The sequence below is a fragment of the Sphingomonas echinoides genome (assembly GCF_029623395.1).
GTDB classification, from domain to species: domain Bacteria; phylum Pseudomonadota; class Alphaproteobacteria; order Sphingomonadales; family Sphingomonadaceae; genus Sphingomonas; species Sphingomonas echinoides_A.
This window is the reverse complement of sequence record NZ_JAPYKK010000006.1, coordinates 45,857-61,155: the sequence shown is the minus strand read 5'-3', so window position 1 is coordinate 61,155 and position 15,299 is coordinate 45,857. Positions and strand designations below refer to the sequence as shown.

The following is a 15,299-nucleotide window of genomic DNA, read 5'->3' as shown; positions in this document are numbered from 1 at the left end:
GGAACTCCGGCGGACGACAAACTCTGTTTCCGGCATCGCCGGAAACCGGACCACCACGCCCGATCGGACGTGGTGGTCATGGTTCTTACTGGTTGTTCTGCCGATGCAGGAAGCGCGGGATGTCGAGCGGATCCTTCTCGGGTGCAGCCTCTTCCTCGCGCGCGGCGCCGCGCGACACGCTCGACATCCGCTCGAACAGCGTACCGCCAAGCTTCACGCGGGGTGCGGGGGCAGCGGGCTCGGCCGGTGCCGCGACGGGTGCGTCTTCCGAAACGGCGGCACCCGGCGACAGCCAGCGGCGCCGCGTCGGCGCTTCGGCGGGGGTGTCGTCGCTGGCCGGTGCCGGAACATCGACATCGCCATAGACGCGCGGCGGGGCGGGCACGACGGCGTCGCTGCCGAGCACCAGTTCGTCCGCCTGCGACGGCGCTGGCGGCGCCACCGGTGCGGGCGCAGGCGCGGCGGCTACCGGAGCCGGCGCGGGGGCAGGCGTCGGTGCAGGCGCGGGCGCGGCTGCGGGCTCGTCACTCTTCTTGTTCGAGAAGCTGAACGCGCGTGATGCCGGAGCCGCTGCCTCGGGGGGGCGCGCCTCTGCCTCTATACCGGTGGCGACCACCGAAACACGGATCTTGCCTTCGAGGTCGGGGTTGAACGCCGAACCCCAGATGATGTTCGCATCGTCGTCGACCAGCTCGCGAATATGGTTCGCGGCCTCGTCGACTTCGAGCAGGCGCATGTCGTCGCCGCCGGTGATCGACACGATGACGCCTTTGGCGCCCTTCATGCTGACGCCGTCGAGCAGCGGGTTGGCGATCGCCTTGGACGCCGCCTCAATCGCGCGATTGTCGCCATCGGCTTCGCCCGTGCCCATCATCGCCTTGCCCATCTCCTGCATCACCGAACGGACGTCGGCGAAATCGAGGTTGATGAGGCCGGGCATGACCATCAGGTCGGTGATCCCGCGGACGCCCTGCTGGAGGACTTCGTCCGCCATCTGGAACGCTTCCTTGAAGGTCGTGTTCGCGTTGGCGACGAGGAACAGGTTCTGGTTCGGAATGACGATCAGCGTGTCGACGTACTTCTGCAGTTCCTCGATGCCCGCTTCGGCGCTCTTGGCGCGGCGCGTGCCCTCGAAGGCGAACGGCTTGGTCACGACGCCGACCGTCAGGATCCCCATGTCGCGCGCCGCCTTGGCGATGACGGGGGCCGCACCGGTCCCGGTGCCACCGCCCATGCCCGCGGCGATGAAGCACATGTGCGAGCCTTCGAGCATCTTGGTGACCTGGTCGATCGTCTCCTCGGCCGCCGCACGCCCGATCTCGGGGCGCGAACCAGCACCCAGCCCTTGCGTGATCTTCACGCCGAGCTGGATCTTGTGGCTCGCCGCAGACTGCTTCAGCGCCTGCGAATCGGTGTTGGCTACAAGGAATTCAACGCCTTGCACGTCCGCGCGCATCATGTTCGCGATGGCGTTGCCGCCTGCACCGCCGACGCCGATCACCGCGATCCGCGGGGTCAGTTCGTCGACTTCGGGCGGCAGAAATTCGATGCTCATGTCCCAGTCTCCAACGGGCGCCACAGGCCCGACGCACTCAATTTACTTCAAAGGCGGTTCTGCACTATCACCGCCAGTCGTTCCAGCGCGAACCGCCCGATCGGGTCGTAATTGTTTAATAATTCGCACGAGCCGCCGCCATCAGGCGACGAATTACCGCAAATCCCTTCGGACGGTGCACGAGTTGCTGTTTGCTCGACAGCGCGCGCAGGTCGATCGGGTCGGCCGCGGCGTAAAAAGCGAGCCCGGCGAGGGTCGTGAATGCGGGAGTCGCATGCGCTTCGGGCAAGCCGGTCAACCCGCGCGGACGCCCGATCCGCACCGAACGCCCCAGCGCCGCTTGCGCATAATCCGCGATGCCCTTCAGCTCGGCGCCACCGCCGGTCAGCACGACTTGCCGTCCGACCGGACCTTCGAACTTCAAGTCCTTGAGCGCCTTGGACACTTCGCCGATCAAATGGTCCAGCCGCTGGCGGATGACCGAGATCAGCTGCGCCTTGGTGATCCGCGTCCCGTCGCTCGCATCTTCCTCGGCGGAGATTGGCGCGACGTCGATCATCTCGTGGTTGTCGCGCGGGGAAGCGTTGGCCGAGCCGTGGACGCATTTCATCCGCTCCGCCTGCGCGCGGCGCGTGCCGAAGGCGGACGCGATGTCGTCGGTAATGTCCTGCGCGCCGATCGGGATCGACATCAGCCCGACGAGCATCCCGCCCGCGAACAGCGAGACGTTGGTGATCCCCGCCCCCAGCTCGACCAATGCGACACCAAGCTCGCGCTCCTCGTCGCTGAGGCACGCCATTCCCGTGGCGACCGGCGACGCGATGATCGACTTCACTTCGAGATGCGCGTTGGCGACGCACAGCCCGAGGTTGCGGACCGGCGATCCATCCGCCGCGACGACATGAATGTGAACGCCAAGCCGATCGGCATGCAGCCCGAGCGGGCGCTTCACGCCGGTGAGCCCATCGAGCGTATAGAGCGCGGGCTGCGCGTGCAGCACCATCCGGCCCGCGGGATCGATCGACTCCCGTCCGGCCTGGAGCAATGCATCGATGTCGGTCTGTTCGACCCGGTGGCCGCCCAGCTCGAATTCGATCGACGCGACGTCGGACACCAGCCCGCCCGCCGAGAAGCTGACCCACACGTTCTCGATGTTGAGGCCCGCGATCCGCTCGGCCTGTTCGACCGCCTCGCGCACCGCGACTTCGGTCGCCGCGGCATCGGCGATATAACCGCGCTTGACGCCCTTGCTCTCGCGCTGGCCGGTGCCGAGCACGATCAGCTCGCCGCCATCGCCTTTCTGCGCGATCATCGCCGACACCTTCGACGATCCGATGTCGAGTGCGGTGATCAACCCTTCCGGTGCGGTTTTCGCCATGCCCTTACCCCTGTTCCCACCAACGCTTACCGCAATCGCTTAAGCCTGTGAATCCGTGCTCGTTCTTTTTACTGCGGTCAGCCGTGGCGCGCTGCTTTGCGACGCGGCCGGGGTCGGCGTCGCGGACGGCGCGACGGTCGGCAGCTGTGTCGGGGCGGTGCCCGGATCGGTAATCGCCTTGTTGGTCGTCACCCCCGGCTTGCGCGCGACGAGCCGCGTCGGATCACGCATGTCGAACCCGAGCCACCCCTTGCCGAGCAACGGCCGAACCCCGTCAAGCTGCGCGAACTTGACCAACGCCTTCGCCGCGGCGGTATCGCCTTCGGGCAAGGCGAGCGTCTCGCCGGTCTCGAACGTCAGCGTCCAACGGCGGTTGCCGACCCAGGTCGCCGCCTTGACCTGCCCTTTCAGCGCGGGTGCTGCATCGAGCAGCGTGCGGTAGGGCACTTCCTGCTCGTTCGCATGCGGGCCGATCACCACTGGCAGATCGGGCATCGCCTGCGGGTCGACCGGCTCCAGCCACGTCCCGTTCGCGGCGATCAGCGCGAGCTGCCCCTTGTTCTGCCAGATCGCGCTGGGCTCGCGTTCGATCACGTTGACCAACAGCGTATCGGGCAACCGCCGCGAGACGTGCACGTCCTCGATCCACCCGCTGTGCGAAACGAGATCCTGCCGGATCTTCTCCAGGCTGACGAGCGGCATCGCCATCGACGGCTGGTTCGCCGCGATCTTGTAGATGACGTTATGGTCCATCCGGTTGAGCCCGGTGATCTGGATGTTGGTGACCTTGAAGCCAGCGTCGCCGATCCCCTCGCCGATCGCGGTACCGATCGCCGCGGGAATGCCGAACCACGACGCGAGCGCGATCACCCCCACCCCGACCGCGCCGGTGATCGTCCAGGTCGCCATCTTGTGGAGCGTCGCCTCGCTCACCGGCAAGGCGGAAAGCGCGCGATCGATGACCGAAGGCTTGGCGGCCTGTTTCCGCTTGGGCTGGACCGGACGGCGGACGGTGCCGCGCTTGATCGTCCCGCTCATGGCGACCCCGCCTTCGCTGCTTTGTCCTTGAGAGCCTCATCGACGATGATCTGGACCAGCTGCGGATACTCGATCCCGCAATGCCTCGCCTGTTCGGGAACAAGGCTCAGCGCGGTCATCCCCGGCTGGGTGTTGACCTCGAGCAAAAACAGCCCGTCGACCCCCTGTTCGTCATCCCAGCGGAAGTCCGAGCGCGATGTCCCCTTGCACCCGAGCAACCGGTGTGAATCGAGCGCAATTCGGCGGCAAGCTGCAGCAATTTCGTCAGGAATGGCGGCTGGGAAGACGTGTTCCGTCAATCCGTCGGTGTATTTGGCGTCAAAATCGTACCAACCGTTCTTCGGCTTGAGCTCGGTAACACCCAGCGCCCGATCGCCCAGCACCGCGGTCGTCAGCTCGCGTCCCCGGATATAGGGTTCGGCAAGCAGTTCTTCAAATTCCGCCCACGGCCCCGCCACCCCGCGCGCGATCGGGTTGCCGTAATTCCCCTCGGCGGTGACGATCGCCACTCCGACCGACGACCCCTCGTTGACGGGCTTGAGCACATACGGCCGCGGCAACGGATCACCGTCGTACAGCGATTCCGACTTCACGATCCGCCCCCCCGGCATGGGGATGCCACCGGGGACAAGAAGCAGCTTTGTCAGTTGCTTATCGATCGCGATGACCGAGGTGGCGAGCCCGCTATGGGTATAGGTCAACCCCATCAGGTCGAGCATTCCCTGGACGGTTCCATCCTCGCCCGGGGTCCCGTGAAGCGCGTTGAACACGACGTCCGGCGCGGCCTCGGTCAGCCGCGCGGCGACGTCCTTGCCCATATCGATCCGCGTCACCCGGTGGCCGAGCGACTCCAGCGCATCGGCCACGCCGTTGCCCGACATCAGCGAGACGTCGCGCTCGGCGGAAGGACCGCCCATCAGGACGGCGACGTGGAGCGTCATGCCTTCACCCCAACCCGCTGAATTTCCCACAGTAATTCCACTCCCGATTGCGCCTTCACGCGGTCGCGCACGTCTTCCCCGAGCGCCTCGATCTCGGCACTCGTCGCAGCGCCGAGGTTGAGCAGGAAATTGCAATGCTTTTCACTGACTTGCGCATCGCCGCGCGTCAGCCCGCGACATCCCGCCTGGTCGATCAGCGCCCAGGCCTTGTGGCCGTCCGGATTCTTGAACGTCGACCCGCCCGTCCGCGACCGCAACGGTTGCGAAGCCTCGCGCTCAGCCGCGATACGGTCCATTTCCGCTTGAATTACAGACGGTTCTTCAGGCCGGCCGCGGAACGTTGCGCTCACCACGATGCAACCTTCGGGCAAATTGGAATGGCGATAGCTGTACCCGACGGCTTCGACCGGCAGCACACGCCGTTCGCCCGACCGCAGAACGATCTCGCATTCGACCAGTACGTCCTTGGTTTCACGCCCATAAGCGCCGCCATTCATCCGCACGAACCCGCCGACCGTACCGGGGATCGAGCGCAGAAACTCGACACCCCCGATGCCCGCATCGCGCGCCGAGGACGACACCAGGATCCCGCTCGCCCCGCCGCCGCAGACCAGCGTCGTCGCATCGATCGCGGTGACCTTGGCGAACGGCTTGCCCAGCCGGATCACGACGCCCGGCACCCCGCCGTCGCGCACGATCAGATTCGAGCCCAATCCCAGCGGCATCACCGGCACCGCCGGATCGAGCGCCGCCAGAAACTGCGCCAGGTCGTCGATATCGCGCGGCTCGAACAGCCATTCCGCCGCCCCGCCGGTCTTGAACCAGACGAGCGGCGCGAGCGGCGCCTGCGGCGTCAGCCGACCGGCAACCTCCGGCAACGACACGGAAAAGGACGGCGAAGACGCCATGCTTCAGCCAAGCCCCCACATGCGCGCCCAGGCGTTCATCGCCGCGATGTTCGCTTCGGCCGCCTTGCGACCCGCTTCCTGCATCTTGACGAACGCATCGCCCGCACCGAGCGCCTGTTGCCCGGCACTGAGCGACGCCTTTTGCGCGTCGAGCATCTGTTGCTGGAGTTTGATCGATGCGGTGAACCAGTCGGTCATGAACGTGCTCCTTCGATCGCGGTGGCCAATCCTGCAGCCCATTTGGTGATGTCGCCCGCGCCGAGACACACGACCATATCGCCCGCCTGCAACACCGGCGCCAGCACCTCCGCCAGCGCCCCCGCATCGGCGATCGTGGCGGCGGAACGGTGCCCGCGGCGCTTGATCCCGTCGACCAGCGCGTCTGCGTCGACGCCCTCTACCGGCTGTTCGCCCGCAGCATAAACGGGACTTACCAATACCATATCGGCATCGTTGAAGGCGCCCTGGAATTCCTCCATCAGGTCGCCGAGCCGTGAATAGCGATGCGGCTGCACCACCGCGATCACGCGGTTGCGCACGCCCTCACGCGCAGCGGCGAGCACCGCGCGGATTTCGACCGGGTGGTGCCCGTAATCGTCGATGATCGTCGCGACCCCGCCCGGCACCGCGACTTCCCCGACCTTGGTGAAGCGCCGCTTGACCCCGCCGAACTTGGCGAACCCCTGCTGGATTGTCGCGTCGTCGATCCCGAGCTCGAGGGCCACGCCGATCGCGGCAAGCGCGTTCTGGACGTTGTGGCGCCCCGGCATCGGCAGTTCGATCCCCTCGATCGATCGGCTCGTCCCGTCGCGGTGGCGGATGATCACCTCGAAGCGATTGCCGCCCGGCACCGGCGTCACGTTGACGCCGCGCACGTCGGCTTGCGCCGCGAAACCATAGGTCACGACCCGCCGGTCACGAACCCGCGGGATGATGTTCTGGACCTCGGGATGATCGAGGCACAACAGTGCCGCGCCGTAAAAGGGCACGTTTTCAATGAACTCGACATAGGCGTTCTTCGCTTGCTCGAAGCTGCCGTAATGGTCGAGATGCTCGGGATCGATGTTGGTGACGACCGCGATCGTTCCGTCGAGCCGCAGGAAGCTGCCGTCGCTCTCGTCCGCCTCGACCACCATCCAGTCGCTCGCGCCGAGGCGTGCGTTCGATCCGTAGCTGTTGATGATCCCACCGTTGATCACCGTCGGGTCCACCCCGCCCGCGTCGAGCAGCGCCGCGACCATGCTCGTCGTCGTGGTCTTGCCATGCGTGCCCGCGACCGCGACGGTCGACTTGAGCCGCATCAATTCCGCCAGCATTTCCGCGCGTCTTACCACCGGAATGCGGCGTTCGAGCGCCGCTTCAACCTCGGGATTACCGCGTTTGATCGCGGTTGACGTCACGATTACCGCAGCATCGCCAAGGTTATCGGCATGATGCCCGATCAGGACCGGGATGCCCTTCTCGCGCAGCCCCTCGATGACATAACCCTCGGCCACGTCCGAACCCTGCACGCTGTAGCCGAGGTTTTTCATTACCTCGGCAATGCCCGACATGCCGATCCCGCCGATGCCGACGAAATGGATCGTGCCGATGTCGGTTGCGACACCCCTCATGCGAATGCTGCCTTCTGACTGGGGTTGCGGCGCTGCGGAGCGCCGATCGGCATATCGCCGCGCGTATTGCCGAGGCTTTCGACCAGATCCGCCAAATCGCTCGCCGCTTCCGGGCGACCGCAGGCGCGCGCACGCGCCGCGGCATTCTGGAGCGCCGCGGGATCGAGCCCGAGCTTCTGCATCTGCTTGGCGAGTTCGACCGGCGTGAAACTGCTCTGCTGGATCGTCCGCGCGCCGCCCGCCTGCGTCATCTCGCGCGCGTTGACGGTCTGGTGGTCGTCGGTTGCGGAGGGCAACGGCACGAGGATCGCCGGGCGTCCCGCGCACGTCAGCTCCGCCAGCGTGGATGCGCCCGCGCGCGCGATCACGACATGCGCCCAGGCCAGTTGTTCCGGCAAATCCGGTAGATAGGTCGCCAGATCCGCTGCGATCGACAGGTCGGCATATTTCGCGCGGCACGCCTCGATATCCTCGATCCGCGCCTGATGAGTCACTTGCAACCGCCGCCGGAACGCAAGCGGGAGCAGCGACAACCCGTCGGGCACCACCCGGCTCAACACACTCGCCCCCTGGCTGCCGCCCGTCACGAGCACGCGGAAAATGCCGTCTTCTTCCAGCAGCGGATACGGCTTGGCGCGGAGCGCAAGCACCGCATCGCGCACCGGATTACCGACGAGATACGTCTTGTCGCGCAGCTTCCCGCCCAACCGCTCGACCTCCGCATAGGACGTCGCGATCGCATCCACCTTGCGCGCCACCAGCCGGTTGACCCGACCAAGTACCGCATTCTGTTCGTGCACCGCGGTCGGGATCTTCTGGTTGAACGCCCCCAGCAGTGCCGGCAACGCCGGGTATCCGCCGAAGCCGATCACCGCATCGGGACGAAAGCTCTTGTAAAGCTCGATCGCCATCGCGCGACCCTTGAGCATCGCGCGGGTCGCCTTGAGATACCCCAACGGCCCGCCGCCGAGCCGCCCCGCCGGCAGGATGTGCGTCTGGATCCCCTCGAACAATCCCGGGAAGCGCACACCGCGTTCGTCGCTGACCAGCGCAACGTGATGCCCGCGTCGGATCAGTTCGGCCGCAAGCGCCGCAGCCGGGACCATGTGTCCGCCGGTACCACCCGCTGCCAGTACGAAATGTTTCGCCACGCTCATTCGCCGCTCCATCGCGCGATATATTTGGATCGCATGACGAACGGATTGCGTCGGGTGAACGCCAGCAGCAACCCCATTCCGATCGACAAAGCGATCAACGACGACCCGCCATAGGAAATGAACGGCAGTGTCATGCCCTTCGAAGGCGCGATCCCGGTATTGACCGCCATCGAGATCAGCGCCTGCACACCGAACTGCGTGGCGAGCCCGGCTGCGGCGAACAACCGGAATTCGTCTTGTTCATCCAGCAGCTTGACGAACACGCGCACGACGATCGCGAGGAACAGCAGCGCGATGATCATGCACGCGATCAAGCCGAACTCCTCGCCGATGACCGAGAAGATATAGTCGGTATGCCCTTCCGGCAGCCGAAACTTCATCGCCCCGCCGCCCGGCCCCGTCCCGCGCCAGCCACCCGCAGTGATCGTGTCGTGCGCGGCGTTGGTCTGGTAGTGGTCGGCCGCCCCCGGCCCCTCATGGTCGGGAAAGACGAACGCGTTGATTCGCGCGCGCGCCGTGCCGTAGAACATGTACGCTGCGACGAGCCCCGCCGGGACCGCCGCGACAAACCCCGCGATGATCTTTGGCGACGTTCCCGATATTAGCAGCAACGCCATCCACACCGCACAGAACACCACGGTTTGGCCGAAATCCGGCTGGAGCATCAGCAGCACCGCGACCAATCCCGTCATGCCCGCGGTGATCGTCACCACCGGCAACGCATCGTCCTGCGCGCGCATCGACAGGACCCACGCCGCAGTGACGATGAAGAAGGGTTTGAGAAACTCGGATGGCTGGAGCAGCGACACGCCAAGGTTGAGCCAGCGCGTCGCGCCGTTCTTCTGGACCCCGAATACGGGCACGAGCATCAACAATATCAGGCACGCGACCGTGCCGATCAGCGCCATCCGACGCGCAACCGGGACCGGTAGCATCGACACGCCCAGCAGCACGGGCAGCGACACGCCGACCCACGCCAGCTGCCACCACAAATAGTAAAGCGGCGCGACATGGTGTTTTTCGTCCGAATAGCGCGTCGCGGCGGCAGGCGACGCCGCGCCGACCGCGACCAGCCCGACCGCAATCAGCAGCAGCGTCAGCAGCAGCAGCATCCGGTCGATATCCCAGAACCACGTGCCGAGCGGCGACCGGTCGCCACGTCCGCCGCGACCCTTCATGCTCTTCCACAATTTTGGCGGGCTATTGCTCATATCGTTCACTGGAGCGCCTCGACCAGGGTCCGGAATTGGGCGCCGCGATCTTCGAAATCACGGAATTGATCGAACGAAGCGCATGCGGGCGACAGCAACACCGTATCCCCCGGCGCGGCACTGCGCGCGGCTGCGGCGACTGCGGTAGCGAGATCCCCGCACTGCTCGACCGGCACCTTGCCAGCAAGGATCGCGGCGAACCGCGGCCCCGCTCTGCCGATGGTATAAGCGCAGGCGACATGGCCGAACTGGGGGGCGCAGGCATCGAGGTCGTCCGACTTCGCTTCCCCGCCAAGGATCCAGTGAATCCGCCCGAACGCCGCCAGCGCAGGCGCGGTGGATTCGGGGTTGGTCGCCTTGCTGTCGTTGACATAGGCCACGCCGTCTCGGACGCGGATGCGTTCCATCCGGTGCGCCAGTCCTGCGAAGCTCTGCAGCCCCGCATCGATGGCTGCTTCCGGCACTCCCAGCTCTTGCGCAACAGCGATCGCGGCGAGCGCATTCTGTGCGTTGTGCGGGCCTTGCAGCGACGGCCAGCGCGACTGGTCCATGCACACGCCGGGTGCAATCTTGGTAAGATGCTCGCCGCGCGCGGACAGGCTGCGCGCGATCAGCGCGGAGGGGGTGTCACCGATCCCTATGATCGCGGCGTGCTCGGGCGACTGCATCGCGAACAGGCGGGCCTTGGATGCGGCATAGGCTTGGAACCCGTCGTAGCGATCGAGGTGATCGGGCGTGATGTTGAGCAGCACCGCGACGTCGCAGTCGAGGCTCTGCGTCAGGTCGATCTGGTAACTCGACAGTTCGAGCACATAGACGCCGCCTTCTGGCAGCGGTTGCTGTTCGAGGATCGGCAGGCCGATGTTGCCGCCCATCAGGCTGGGGACCTTCGCGGTTTGCAGGATGTGGTGGATGAGCGCGGTGGTGGTCGACTTGCCGTTGGTGCCAGTGATGCCGACGACCTTGTGGCGCGGCAGCGCGGGGCGCGCCTGCGCGAAAAGTTCGATGTCGCCGAGAATGGGGACGTTCGCGGCGCGTGCGCGTGCTGCGACGGGGTGCCGGTTGAGCGGTACGCCGGGGGAAACTACCAATCCGTCGAAGCCCGCAAGGTCGAACGTCTCCGGATCGTCGAACGTCAAAAGCCCCTCCCCTTCAGGAGTGTCAGGTGAATAGCCCCCCGGGCTATTCAGGTCAGGCTGGGAGCCTGACCGGCCTGACACTGGGTTGGGGGTGGGGGAAGTCTCACCGAGACCAGCGCCTGGTACAGCCCCACCCCAACCCCTCCCCTGAAGGGGAGGGGCTAGAGAAGAAAGAGCCGCCCGCTTGCCCGCATCCGAATCCCACGCGACGACCGCCGCCCCGCCCGCAACCAGCGCACGCACGCTCGCCACGCCCGACCGCGCAAGCCCCAGCACGGCAAACCGCTTGCCAGCCCAAGTTGGCGAAACGATCATCGCAGCGCCACCATTTCAATAAAGCCCCTCCCCTTTAGGGGAGGGGTTGGGGGTGGGGCGTGTCTCACCGAGAACAGCGCCTGGTACAGCCCCACCCCAACCCCTCCCCTGAAGGGGAGGGGCTCAAGAAAAAGCCGCGCGCCGCTCAGGACCCTGGAACCGATCACCGCAACTTCAACGTCGAAAGACCCGCTAGCGCCAGCACCAACGCAATGATCCAGAAACGGATCACGACGGTCGGTTCGCTCCAGCCGAGCTGCTCGAAATGGTGGTGAATCGGCGCCATCTTGAACACCCGGCGCCCGGTGCGCTTGTACCAGAACACCTGGACGATGACGCTCACCGCCTCGACCACGAACAGACCGCCGATGATCCCGAGCACGATCTCGTGATGCGCGACGACCGAGATCGCCCCCAGCGCGCCGCCGAGCGCAAGGCTCCCGGTATCACCCATGAATACCGCAGCCGGCGGCGCATTGAACCACAGGAAGGCAAGCCCCGCCCCCACGATCCCACCACAGAAGATCGCCAGATCGCCCGCATGCGGCACATGCGGAATCCCGAGATAGGTCGCGAACTTGAGGTTGCCCGCCAGATACACGATCAGCATGAACGCGACGCTCGCGATGATCACCGGCATCGTCGCCAGCCCGTCCAGCCCATCGGTGAGGTTCACCGCATTGCCGAACGCGACGATCGTGAAAGCCGCGAAGATGATGTAGAACCACCCGAGCTGGATCACCGGCCCGGTGTAGAACGGCAGATACAGATGCGTCCCGTTCTGCTGAACGATGATCGCGCTCGCAACGAGCGCGATCGCGAATTCGCCGAGCAGCCGCAGCTTGCTCGAGACGCCCGCGGTGCTCGCCTTGCGGACCTTGTCATAGTCGTCGAGGAATCCGATCGCGCCGAACCCAAGCGTCACGAAGGTGCACGCCCAGACGAACGGATTGGACAAGTCCATCCACAGCAGGCTCGAGATAACCAAGCTGGTCAGGATCATCAGCCCGCCCATCGTCGGCGTGCCGCGCTTCGACAAATGCGATTGCGGGCCATCCAGCCGAATCGGCTGTCCCTTGCCCTGCCGCACCCGAAGCCAGCCGATGAACCGCGGACCGATCAACAGCCCGAGGAACAGCGACGTCGCCACCGCGCCGCCGGTGCGGAACGAGAGATAGCGGAAGAGGTTCAGCCCCCCCGGAAATCCCAGATATTCGGCGATGAAATAGAGCATTACTGTATCCCGCTCCGCAGGCTTGCGACAACCGCCGCCAACCCTACGCCGTTCGATCCCTTGATGAGCACCGCATCCCCCGCCCCCATCATCGCGGAAAGGGCGGCACGCGCTGCGGCGGCGTCCGCGACATGGACGAAATCGCCCTTGCCCTCAAGCGCGTTCGCCAGCGGCGCAATGCGTTCACCGACGAGAATGCCCGCTTCGACCCCCGCCGCAAGGATCGGCTCGGCGAGCGCCGCGTGGTAGGAATCGCTGTCCTCTCCCAGCTCGCGCATCTCCCCGAGCACGACGAATCGGCGCACGCCCTTCTCCGCCGCCAGCACTGCAAGCGTCGCGCGCATCGACGCCGGATTGGCGTTGTAGCTTTCGTCGATCACCATTGCGCTGCCCCCGGTGACCCCGACGGTGAAGCGCGCGCCGCGACCGGCGAGCCCGCCCATCTCCGCCAGCGCCAGCCCAGCCAGTGCAAGATCGCCGCCGACCGCGTCGACTGCGGCGAGCACCGCAAGGCCGTTGGACACCCAGTGCATCCCGGCCTGCCCCATGGTGAAGCTCAGTTCGCGCTCACCCACCCGGGCGGTCACGAACGTCCCACGCGCGGTCCGCATCGTTTCCATCGCATGGACGTCCGCGGTCTTGTCCAGACCGAACGTCACGATTCGCGCGGCATATGGCGTGGCGGCGGCGATCAGTCGATCGCGGTGGCGGCTGTCATACGGCACGATCGCGACGCCGCCGGGCTCCAGCCCCGCGAAAATCTCGCCCTTGGCGTCCGCGATCGCTTCCTCGTTCGGGAAGAATTCGGTGTGCGCGGGGGCGATTGTGGTGACGATCGCGACGTGCGGACGGACGAGTTGCGTCAGTTGCGCGAGTTCACCCGCATGGTTCATCCCCATCTCGAACACGCCGAAGCGCGTCTTAGCGGGCATCCGCGCAAGACTGAGCGGAACGCCGGTATGGTTGTTGTAGCTCTTGACCGAGCGATGCGCCGCATCGGGCGCGCCACGATCGAGCGCCGCAAACAGCGCTTCCTTCGTCCCGGTCTTGCCGACCGATCCGGTGACGCCGATGATCTTCGCCGCAGTCCGCGCCCGCGCCGCGCGCGCCAGCGCGTCTAGCGCCAGCGTCGTATCGGCGACCAGCACGTGGGGATGCGGTGTCGGCTGCGACACGAGCGCCCCCGCGGCACCTTGAGCAAAGGTCGTATCGAGGAACCGATGCCCGTCGCTGAATTCGCCCTTCATCGCGATGAACAGGTCACCCGCGCCGATCTCGCGCGAATCGAACGCGACGCCCGTTGCGGCGAAGTCGGTGGAGGCAGTGCCCCCCGTCGCGGCGGCAATGTCCGCAGCGGTCCAGAGCGGCTTGGTCATACCCGCGCCTCCTGCGCCATTTCGCGCGCGACGCTGACGTCGTCGAAGGGGAGTACGAGATCCCCGACGATCTGCCCCTGTTCGTGGCCCTTGCCCGCGATCAGCACGATATCCTGCGGTCCCGCCGCAGCGATCGCCGCGCCGATCGCGTCGCGGCGGGAGGCGATCTCGATCGCGTCGGGTGCACTCGCCAGGATCATCGCGCGAATGCTCGCCGGATCCTCGCTCCGTGGATTGTCGTCGGTGACGATGACGTGATCGGCCTGTTCCGCCGCAATCCGCCCCATTTCTGCGCGCTTGCCCTGGTCGCGGTCGCCGCCCGCGCCGATGACGACGATCAGCCGCCCGCCCGCATGGGGTTTCAGCGCAGCGATCGCTGCCTCGAGCGCGTCGGGGGTATGCGCGTAATCGACATAGACCGGCGCACCGCTCGCGGCGATCACCGCGCGTTCGAGCCGCCCGCGCACCGGCTGAAGCCGCGCAAGGTTGGCCAGCGTCACCGCAACGTCCCCGCCGGTTGCAATCACCAAGCCGGCGGCGGTTAGCGCATTCGCCGCCTGATACGCGCCGATCAACGGCAAGGTGATGGTGTGCGTCCGTCCCTCCGCTTCGATCGTCAGCGCCTGACCGAGCAAGCTCGGCACCCGCTTCACCAGCTTAAGCCGCTCGCCGGTCGTCCCGACCGACGCAACGGTGATGCCGCGCTCGCGTGCCGCGGCGGCAACCTGCGCAGCGGCGGCGTCATCCGCCCACAGCACCGCCGTGCCATCGTCGGCCAGCACTTCAGAGAACAGCCGCAGCTTCGCCTCAAGGTATGCCGCCATCGTCCCGTGATAATCGAGATGATCCCGGCTGAGGTTGGTGAAAGCGGCCGCGCGCACCGCGAGCCCTTCGGTGCGATATTGCGACAGGCCGTGGCTCGATGCCTCGAATGCGACGTGACTCACGCCCTCGCGCGCAAGACCCGCGACGTTCGACAGGAAGGTCACCACGTCCGGAGTCGTCAGCCCGGTTGAGACCCGGTCGTCCCCGGTGGTCACCCCCAGCGTCCCGATCGAAGCGGCGTGATACCCGACCATGCGCCACAATTGCCGGACCATCTCGACGGTTGACGTCTTGCCGTTGGTCCCGGTGACCGCGACCGCGACTTTGGGAAACGGCGCGAAATACCGTGCGGCGAGACGCGCGAACGCACGGCGCGGATTCGCGTCAGCGATATGCACGGCCCCGACCACCATCGCCTCGGGTCGCGCCACGACGGCGACCGCGCCACCCGCCACCGCGGCCGTGATATAGTCTTCACCGTTGACGGCCGCGCCCTGGAACGCACCGAACACCGTTCCCGGTGCGACCTTGCGGTGATCGATCGCGAAGCCGCTTACCGTGGCGCTTTCGTTTCCGCCGGTCAGCGCACCCAATTTCACGGCAAATCCT

At 66.3% G+C, this 15,299-nt stretch carries 13 protein-coding genes; all 13 read right to left on the bottom strand.

Annotation, left to right across the window (positions count from 1 at the left end):
- Positions 1-85: 85 nt before the first annotated feature.
- Positions 86-1,555: a cell division protein FtsZ gene (gene ftsZ, locus QBJ92_RS05505; protein ID WP_277968685.1), complete on the bottom strand. Its 1,470-nt coding sequence runs from the start codon at positions 1,553-1,555 to the stop codon at positions 86-88.
- Positions 1,556-1,670: 115 nt separating this feature from the next.
- Positions 1,671-2,933 carry a cell division protein FtsA gene (gene ftsA / locus QBJ92_RS05500; protein ID WP_277968684.1) on the bottom strand — a complete coding sequence of 421 codons (1,263 nt, stop codon included), beginning with the start codon at positions 2,931-2,933 and terminating at the stop codon, positions 1,671-1,673.
- A gap of 39 nt (positions 2,934-2,972) precedes the next feature.
- Entirely contained in the window at positions 2,973-3,971 is a 999-nt protein-coding gene (locus QBJ92_RS05495) for a cell division protein FtsQ/DivIB (protein WP_277968683.1), read from the bottom strand.
- Entirely contained in the window at positions 3,968-4,912 is a 945-nt protein-coding gene (locus QBJ92_RS05490; RefSeq protein WP_277968682.1) for a D-alanine--D-alanine ligase, read from the bottom strand. The genes QBJ92_RS05495 and QBJ92_RS05490 overlap by 4 nt, the downstream gene beginning before the upstream one ends.
- On the bottom strand, positions 4,909-5,820 hold the full coding sequence (murB, locus tag QBJ92_RS05485; RefSeq protein ID WP_277968681.1) for a UDP-N-acetylmuramate dehydrogenase: 912 nt from the start codon (positions 5,818-5,820) through the stop codon (positions 4,909-4,911). Before murB ends, QBJ92_RS05490 begins: the two co-directional genes overlap by 4 nt.
- 3 nt (positions 5,821-5,823) lie before the next feature.
- On the bottom strand, positions 5,824-6,018 hold the full coding sequence (locus tag QBJ92_RS05480) for a hypothetical protein (protein WP_010162702.1): 195 nt from the start codon (positions 6,016-6,018) through the stop codon (positions 5,824-5,826).
- The gene (gene murC, locus QBJ92_RS05475) at positions 6,015-7,433 is read right to left on the bottom strand and encodes a UDP-N-acetylmuramate--L-alanine ligase (RefSeq protein WP_277968680.1); all 1,419 of its coding nucleotides are present in this window, start codon (positions 7,431-7,433) and stop codon (positions 6,015-6,017) included. The genes QBJ92_RS05480 and murC overlap by 4 nt, the downstream gene beginning before the upstream one ends.
- Positions 7,430-8,590: an undecaprenyldiphospho-muramoylpentapeptide beta-N-acetylglucosaminyltransferase gene (gene murG / locus QBJ92_RS05470; protein WP_277968679.1), complete on the bottom strand. Its 1,161-nt coding sequence runs from the start codon at positions 8,588-8,590 to the stop codon at positions 7,430-7,432. Before murG ends, murC begins: the two co-directional genes overlap by 4 nt.
- The gene (locus tag QBJ92_RS05465; protein WP_277968779.1) at positions 8,587-9,801 is read right to left on the bottom strand and encodes an FtsW/RodA/SpoVE family cell cycle protein; all 1,215 of its coding nucleotides are present in this window, start codon (positions 9,799-9,801) and stop codon (positions 8,587-8,589) included. Before QBJ92_RS05465 ends, murG begins: the two co-directional genes overlap by 4 nt.
- A gap of 5 nt (positions 9,802-9,806) precedes the next feature.
- Complete coding sequence (murD, locus tag QBJ92_RS05460) at positions 9,807-10,940, bottom strand: UDP-N-acetylmuramoyl-L-alanine--D-glutamate ligase (protein ID WP_431358370.1); 1,134 nt, start codon at positions 10,938-10,940, stop codon at positions 9,807-9,809.
- Positions 10,941-11,418: 478 nt separating this feature from the next.
- The gene (gene mraY / locus QBJ92_RS05455; protein ID WP_277968677.1) at positions 11,419-12,489 is read right to left on the bottom strand and encodes a phospho-N-acetylmuramoyl-pentapeptide-transferase; all 1,071 of its coding nucleotides are present in this window, start codon (positions 12,487-12,489) and stop codon (positions 11,419-11,421) included.
- Complete coding sequence (locus QBJ92_RS05450; protein WP_277968676.1) at positions 12,489-13,865, bottom strand: UDP-N-acetylmuramoyl-tripeptide--D-alanyl-D-alanine ligase; 1,377 nt, start codon at positions 13,863-13,865, stop codon at positions 12,489-12,491. The genes mraY and QBJ92_RS05450 overlap by 1 nt, the downstream gene beginning before the upstream one ends.
- Positions 13,862-15,289: a UDP-N-acetylmuramoyl-L-alanyl-D-glutamate--2,6-diaminopimelate ligase gene (locus tag QBJ92_RS05445; RefSeq protein WP_277968675.1), complete on the bottom strand. Its 1,428-nt coding sequence runs from the start codon at positions 15,287-15,289 to the stop codon at positions 13,862-13,864. Before QBJ92_RS05445 ends, QBJ92_RS05450 begins: the two co-directional genes overlap by 4 nt.
- Between the last annotated feature and the right edge of the window lie 10 nt (positions 15,290-15,299).

Coding starts and splice junctions, on each gene's coding strand:
- ftsZ (WP_277968685.1), bottom strand. CDS start 1,555: ATGAGCATCGAATTTCTGCCGCCCGAAGTCGACGAACTGACCCCGCGG.
- ftsA (WP_277968684.1), bottom strand. CDS start 2,933: ATGGCGAAAACCGCACCGGAAGGGTTGATCACCGCACTCGACATCGGA.
- QBJ92_RS05495 (WP_277968683.1), bottom strand. CDS start 3,971: ATGAGCGGGACGATCAAGCGCGGCACCGTCCGCCGTCCGGTCCAGCCC.
- QBJ92_RS05490 (WP_277968682.1), bottom strand. CDS start 4,912: ATGACGCTCCACGTCGCCGTCCTGATGGGCGGTCCTTCCGCCGAGCGC.
- murB (WP_277968681.1), bottom strand. CDS start 5,820: ATGGCGTCTTCGCCGTCCTTTTCCGTGTCGTTGCCGGAGGTTGCCGGT.
- QBJ92_RS05480 (WP_010162702.1), bottom strand. CDS start 6,018: ATGACCGACTGGTTCACCGCATCGATCAAACTCCAGCAACAGATGCTC.
- murC (WP_277968680.1), bottom strand. CDS start 7,433: ATGAGGGGTGTCGCAACCGACATCGGCACGATCCATTTCGTCGGCATC.
- murG (WP_277968679.1), bottom strand. CDS start 8,590: ATGAGCGTGGCGAAACATTTCGTACTGGCAGCGGGTGGTACCGGCGGA.
- QBJ92_RS05465 (WP_277968779.1), bottom strand. CDS start 9,801: ATGAGCAATAGCCCGCCAAAATTGTGGAAGAGCATGAAGGGTCGCGGC.
- mraY (WP_277968677.1), bottom strand. CDS start 12,489: ATGCTCTATTTCATCGCCGAATATCTGGGATTTCCGGGGGGGCTGAAC.
- QBJ92_RS05450 (WP_277968676.1), bottom strand. CDS start 13,865: ATGACCAAGCCGCTCTGGACCGCTGCGGACATTGCCGCCGCGACGGGG.